The 6,543-nt window shown below is 58.2% G+C and carries 6 protein-coding genes; all 6 read right to left on the bottom strand.

The features are described from left to right. On the bottom strand, window positions 1–93 hold a 93-nt coding region (locus tag H5U02_12875; protein ID MBC7343313.1), incomplete at its 3' end, for a DNA-binding protein. 71 nt (window positions 94–164) lie between these two features. Further along, a complete protein-coding gene (locus tag H5U02_12870; protein ID MBC7343312.1) occupies window positions 165–488 on the bottom strand; it encodes a nucleotidyltransferase domain-containing protein in 324 nt (107 codons plus the stop codon). A 551-nt stretch (window positions 489–1,039) separates the two neighbouring features. Beyond that, on the bottom strand, window positions 1,040–3,259 hold the full coding sequence (locus H5U02_12865; protein MBC7343311.1) for an LUD domain-containing protein: 2,220 nt from the start codon (window positions 3,257–3,259) through the stop codon (window positions 1,040–1,042). Further along, window positions 3,249–3,806, bottom strand: a complete 558-nt coding sequence (locus H5U02_12860) for a lactate utilization protein (protein MBC7343310.1) — start codon at window positions 3,804–3,806, stop codon at window positions 3,249–3,251. The genes H5U02_12865 and H5U02_12860 overlap by 11 nt, the downstream gene beginning before the upstream one ends. 22 nt (window positions 3,807–3,828) lie before the next feature. Then, a complete protein-coding gene (locus tag H5U02_12855) occupies window positions 3,829–5,127 on the bottom strand; it encodes a (Fe-S)-binding protein (GenBank protein MBC7343309.1) in 1,299 nt (432 codons plus the stop codon). Beyond that, window positions 5,124–6,512, bottom strand: coding sequence for an FAD-binding protein (locus H5U02_12850; protein MBC7343308.1), 1,389 nt, complete (start codon window positions 6,510–6,512; stop codon window positions 5,124–5,126). The genes H5U02_12855 and H5U02_12850 overlap by 4 nt, the downstream gene beginning before the upstream one ends. Window positions 6,513–6,543: the final 31 nt, after the last annotated feature.

Genomic DNA, 6,543 nt, shown 5'->3' with positions numbered 1-6,543 from the left:
ACCCTTGGTTAGGAGGAGAGCCAAAGCAGCGTAGAACATTGCGTAATACGCCCGATTCACTACGCCGTCCCACTGGGATTCCCGCGCAAGTATCTGGGCTTGGAAAAGTGTCCTGTTCGCCTACTCGAGTCGATATTCTATCAAGGCTTCCCGCTCATCGGCTTTCACAGAACCACTCCTTCTTGCATTACGGTGCGGATAAATGGAGATGACCTAAGGGGTGTCCTCAGCACCTCCTCAGGAGTGAATTCCACGGTGGTAATGATCCTATCCGCAGTAAAACCACATTCCCAAGCCAGGTCGCTAATGGTCTGCTTAATCTCGGGTGTAATAGCATTTAAAAGCAAGAACACATCGAGGTCGCTCTCCGGTACCGCATCGCCGCGAGCACGGCTCCCAAAGATCCGCATCTCAATAACAGGGATACCATTATCTAGCAGTCTTTTCTTAAACCGTAATACTACTTTACGATCTTCCTTGCTTAGCAAACCACTCACCACCCCCGGTAGTCAGGTGCCCCGCACCCTCACATGTCAACCGGTTTAAGGATAGCTTCTTCAGATTGATGGGGAACCCCCTCACATAAGAATATACCATAATGAGTCCGGACCACCAATTCATTACCGGTTGTCACTTCGATACTCGGTTCCTTTACCAGGCTGTCCAAGTATAAAGTCTACAATCGTGTTTCCAAGGTGGGAGGCTACCTTGAACAAGATAAGCGGGATGTTGATGTCGACCTCGGCCTCAACGCTGTCCACGCGCACCCGGAAAAAACGGTCCCCCAGCTTTTTCTCCGGGCTTAAATGATGGGACAGAGGCTCCTGGCCAGCGCTACCGAGCACACCGTAGATATGGCCATGCAGATGGGCCTTGTTTTGGCTGGCCCGCTCCCCGTGAAACCCAGCCGCCCAAAGCCCCTAGGGGAACTACGGTGTTGCCCCCGAGGGCGATGCCAGTGCTCCGGATATGCCAGCCGGGCGGCTATGACTCGCCGCCCGGCTTCCTGGGTATGAACTTTGGCGTTAGATTTAGGCTTTTAGGTTCTATCTTTCGGGTTGGCACCAAGGCGGGCGGCAAGAATTTCGGCCGTATGTTTCACCTGAAGCGGGCTGTGGCGCTGGTCCAGCCCTCCGCGCAACTGGAGCACACAGCCGGGGCAGTCGGTAGCCACCACTTGGGCGCCGCTATCCATGATGTTTTTGAGCTTCCGTTCTAGGATGGGCAGGCTTATCTCAGGATATTTAATACTGTAAGAGCCACCAAAGCCGCAACAGCGGTCGCTCTCCTTCATCTCCACTAGCTCCACCCCCGGCTGGTCCCGCAGAACCTGCCGGGCCACCTGGTCCAAGCCCAGGTGCCGCTTGAAGTGACAGGAATCATGATAGGTAACCCGAATGGGCTCCCGGCAAGCTGCCGGCGAGGCTGGGGTAGGCCCACCGGCAGCTGCGGGGGCAGAAAGGATTCGCCCAGCCTGAGCTGTGAGCTCGCTTACCAGCTGGGTGAAATCCTTGACTTTGGCCGCCAAGGCCTGGGCTCGTTTTTCCCAGGCCAAGTTACCGGCCAAAAGTTTAGGGAAGTCTTCTTTCAAAGCCACGGCGCAGGTAGGGCAAGCGGTAACCACCACCTCCGCCTGAGCTGCCTCCAAAGCAGCAATGTTGATCTTGGCCAGCTTTACTGCTGTCTCCCGGTCTCCGGAATAGGTAGCTGGAGCCCCGCAACAGGCTTGGCCTTGGGGGAAAACTACCTCTACCCCCTCCCGTCCCAAGACCTGATAGACCGCTTCGCCAATCTCCGGGTAGGCAAAGTCGATGACGCAGCCGCTATAAAAGGCCGCCCGTAGCCGCGGGTTTTCCACCGGCCGCTCGAGCTGCTTAGCCCGATCCCGCAGCGGCTGCCGGGCAATGGCGGGAAGGCTCCGCCCGTGGGCCAAGGGGCTAAAAAAGAGCGGCAGGTGGCGGATGAAGGGCTGACCGTGGGTAACTGGCCCTTGCAGGCGTGCTGCCGTCCGCAGCAGGCCATGCATCAGCTTAGGCTTGGCCACCACTCCATGCAGAACTATCCGGTAGGTAGCGGGCAGGCCTTGCTTGGCCACCACCTTCTCCCGCAGCTTCAATATTAGGTCGGGGATGTTGATGTTGGCCGGGCATACCTCGGCGCAGCGCCGGCAGCCCAGGCACAAGCTCTGGGGATCGGCAGCATCCTCCAGGGAATTAAAAAACGAAGTTAGGATGCTGCCGATACCGCCACTATAGATATAGCCGTATACTTGGCCGCTGACCAGCTGGAACACCGGGCAAACGTTGGTGCAAGAAGCGCAGCGGATGCATTGTAGGGCTTCCTTGAAGATCGGGTCGGCGGCCATAGCGGTGCGGCCGTTATCCAAAAGCACCACGTGCAACTCCTTGGGCCCCTCCCTATCCCCCAGCCATGCGGGCACCGGGCCGGTAATCATGGTTACATAGCTAGTGGCTGGCTGGGCAGTGCCGCTCCGGGGCAAAGCCTCTAGTATCGGCACCACATCCTGCATCCGCGGAACCAGCTTCTCGTAGCCAACGATGGCCACATGCACCGGCGGCACGGTGGTGGTGAGCCGGGCATTGCCTTCATTGGTGCAGATGACGATAGTGCCAGTTTCAGCCACAGCAATGTTGGCGCCGCTGATGCCCATACCAGCGCTAAGGAACTTCTTGCGCAACTCCCGCCGGGCAATGCGGACCATCTGCGCGATGTCGGGCTTTACCGGCTCCCCCAGGTAACGGCTAAATACCCGGGCCACTTCCTCCTTGGGCAAGTGGATGGCTGGCATCACCATGTGCGAGGGCCGTTCACCGGGCATGAGCTGCAGGATCCATTCCGCCAAATCGGTCTCATGGGGGTGAATACCCCGTTCTTCCAAGTACTCGTTGAGGTGGATCTCCTCAGAAGCAAAGGATTTGGACTTAACCACATCGGTGACTCCATGCTCCCGGGCCACCTGGTAAATGTACTCCCGGGCTGAGGCTGGATCTTGGGCACGGAATACCTTGCCTCCCCGAGCTTCCACCGCTCGGGCAAACTCATCCGCCAGCTCTCCGTAGCGGTTAGCGGCATCGGCTTTGATGGCAGCAATTCTTTCCCGGAGGGCCTGAAAATCGCGGCCAGCGTAAACCTGCTCCCTAGCCACCACGTAGGAATCGGCAAAGCGCTCCAAAGCCCCGCGCAGGCTGGCGTTACCCAAGGCCTTCTTAATTCTCTCTCTAAACTCTTTACTGGCCACCGCAATCGTCACTTCCCACTAGGATTATCAACAAACGCTCGGGGCCGTGCACGCCGATAGTAAGGCTCCTTTCAATATCAGCCGTACGGCTGGGGCCCGTCACCAACGCCAGGTAGCCCGGCCAAGGGCCGGAGGCTAAATAAGCCTCTACCACTTCCGCCAGATTGGCCCGAATCCGTTCCGCCGGGAGCAGGACTGCACAGGTAAGCGGGAGCATGGAAGCCAAACGCCTCTTGAGATCGGTGGCATCCGTGACCAGGGTACCGGTTTCGGCGATGCCATAATCGGCCTCAACGATGCCGATATCCGCCTGGCGAGCAAATTCCGCCCCGTCCTTTTCCACTAAGAATCCAGCCTGGGTTAGGGCCGCCTCTAATCCCGTTTCCCGGATCAGGGAACAAGCCGTCAAAGCTACCTTGGAGCCCAGCGGACGCAGAACCTCCACCAATTTGGCCGCCACCGCTTCAGGTCCGGAAACGGAGATCACTTGGGCCCCCATGGTCTCAGCCAGATCAGTAAAGCCAGGTACCAGTTCTTGGTCAGTCAATCGGCGTCCTCCTCCCGGCCGGTCAGCTGGCGGCGGACCAGCCAGCGGCCGCTTTATCTTGGGCAGCATAGGCTTGGTCCAACACCTGGGCTACATGCAATACCCGCGGCCCTAAGCCAGCTTGGGCCAATCCATCCTCCAGCTGCATCCGGCAAGCCGGGCAGCTGGTGACTACTGCTTCTGCCCCAGTAGCCCGGATGGCCGCCACCTTATGGGCCTGCACCCGCATGGACATATCGTAATTGGTAAGGCTAAAGGAGCCAGCGCTACCGCAGCAACGGTCGGCGTTCTTCATTTCCGCCAGCTCCAGCCCAGGAATCGACTTCAGGATCGCCCGCGGCTGCTGGCTCACTCCTTGGCCCCTCACCAGGTGGCAGGGGTCGTGATAGGTGACCTTCCAGGGCAAATTTCCTGCCGGGGGCCGGTATGCGATTTCCAAGAGCAGTTCATTAATGTCGCGAGCCTTGGCCGCCACCGCCTCCGCCGCTTGCCAGCTAGGTGTAGCATCAAGAAGCTGGGGATAGTAGTGCTTCCAGGCCTCTCCGCAGGTTGCGCAGGCCGCTACCAGGTAATCGTATTGGTAGCCCTGAAAAATGACTAAGTTGGAAGCGGCCATTTCTCGGGCGGTATGGACATCGCCATGCACCAAGGTGGGAATTCCACAGCAATGCTGATCCTTGGGAATGACTACCTCAACTTGGTTGGCCACAAGGACATTAATTATCGAGCGGCCAATGTCGGTGTAGATATAGTTTTCTAAGCAGCCGGTGAAGAAAGCTACCCGCAGGCGAGGATGGGCCGGCCGAACTACCTCTGGAAATTCCTCCTTGAGGGTCCTCTTGGCTAGAGGCGGCAAAACCCGCCGTAACTCTAGGCCGATGGGAAAACGGGGATGGCAGCGGCCTAGCTCGGGCTGATAGCGAAGGGCTAGGAATTGCAGGTGACGACCGGTGCGCAAGGCCAAATCAAACAGCCAAGGGCGTTTCAGGCCCTGGAAGATGACATTCTTGAGCCAAGGCAAGCCCTTTTCTCTTACTAAGGCAGCCCTGGCTGCCAGCACCACCGCATCCACCTGCACCCCGCTGGGGCAATTGGCCACGCAAGCCATGCAGGTGAGGCAAAAGAGCAGCTTCTCGGCCAGGCCCTGGGTAGCAGGAATCTCACCCTTAAGATAGCTATAAGCCAGCTGCACCTTTCCCCGAGCCACTGCCGCCTCCCGCAGGGTTTCCTTGTAAAGGGGACAAACCGCCTGGCAGTTGCCGCACTTCATGCACTTGGCCATCTCGGTCTCGACTAAACGCAGGTCATCCAAGGCGCTCATTGCTGGCCACCCCCTGGCGGGTTCATGGAGATCAGCTTGCCCGGGTTGAGTAACCCCAAGGGATCAAGAGCTTGTTTAATCCGGCGCATTACCTCAACGCCGCTTTCACCAAATTGGAGCGGCATGTATCTCTCCTTGGCCAGGCCAATGCCGTGCTCTCCGCTTAAGGTGCCGCCTAACTTGATGGCAGTGCGGAAAATCTCATCCACTGCCTTACTCACCCGCTCCATTTCTTCCGGGTTGCGTTCATCACAGGCAATGGTAGGGTGAAGATTCCCGTCGCCGGCATGACCATAGGTAGCCATGACCAGGTTGTATTTATCGGCGATTTCTTGTAGAGCCATCAACATCTCCGGCACTTTGCTCCTGGGCACAGTAGCATCTTCCAGAACGGTGGTGGGCCGCAGACGAGCACAGGCTGGTAGCGCCGCCCGGCGCGCCGTCCACAGGTTATCCCGCTCGGCATCATCTCGGGCCACCTGGATGTGCCCGTGGTTTTCTCGGCATACCTGCTCCACCACCGCCGCCTCCTTTTCCACTACTGAAGCTATACCATCAACCTCCAGCAGCAAGATGGCCGCCGCCTGTACCGGTAAGCCAGCATGACAATATTCTTCCACCATTCTAATGGTCTTGTTGTCCATGATCTCCATAGTAGCAGGAATCACCTTGTTGCCAATGATCCCGGTAATGGTGTGGGCCGCATCCTCGAGACGGTCAAATACTGCTAGCATGCTCCGGCGCGCCTCGGGGGCGGGGATCAGCCGCACGGTGATGGCGGTAATAATCCCCAACGTCCCCTCGCTGCCGCAGAAGAGCTTGACCAAATCATATCCGCTGACATTCTTGACGGTTTTGCCGCCGCAGCTGAACACAGTGCCATCCGCCAACACTACTTCCAGGCCCATAACGTAGTCTTTGGTAACCCCATACTTGAGGCCCCGCAAGCCACCAGAAGACTCGGCCACGCTGCCACCCATGGTGGCAGTGGTGACGCTTCCTGGGTCAGGCGGGTACAGAAGGCCGTGGAGAGCAACGGCGTCGTTGAGATCTTGGATTACTACCCCAGGCTGAACCGTGGCGGTTAGGTTCTCTGCATCCAGCTCCAGAATTTGGTTCATCTTTACTAAGGACACTACCAACCCGTCTTCTCGGGGAATCACTCCGCCACTAAGGTTGGTGCCAGCACCCCGCGGGTAAACCGGGACCCGGTGCTGGGTAGCCAAGCGCATGATGTCGGCTACCTCCTGGGTGGATTGCGGCAAAGCCACTGCCACGGGTAGGTGCTTGGGCTGAGCGGCAGCAGCATCAAAAGCGTAGCACCAGCGCTCTTCCGGCTCGGTAATTAGTCGCTCCCGGCCCAAAATGGCCTCCAGTTCCTTCAAAAAGCTAGCATTTGCTGCCAAAGCTATTCCC

It is taken from the genome of Clostridia bacterium (assembly GCA_014360065.1).
GTDB lineage: Bacteria > Bacillota > DSM-521 > Neomoorellales > JACIYF01 > JACIYF01.
The sequence above is the reverse complement of the archived record's forward strand: the minus strand, read 5'-3'. Positions and strand labels throughout refer to the sequence as shown.

Excerpts from the sequence above, each read along its gene's own strand:
- H5U02_12855 (MBC7343309.1), bottom strand. The coding sequence starts at position 5,127 with ATGAGCGCCTTGGATGACCTGCGTTTAGTCGAGACCGAGATGGCCAAG.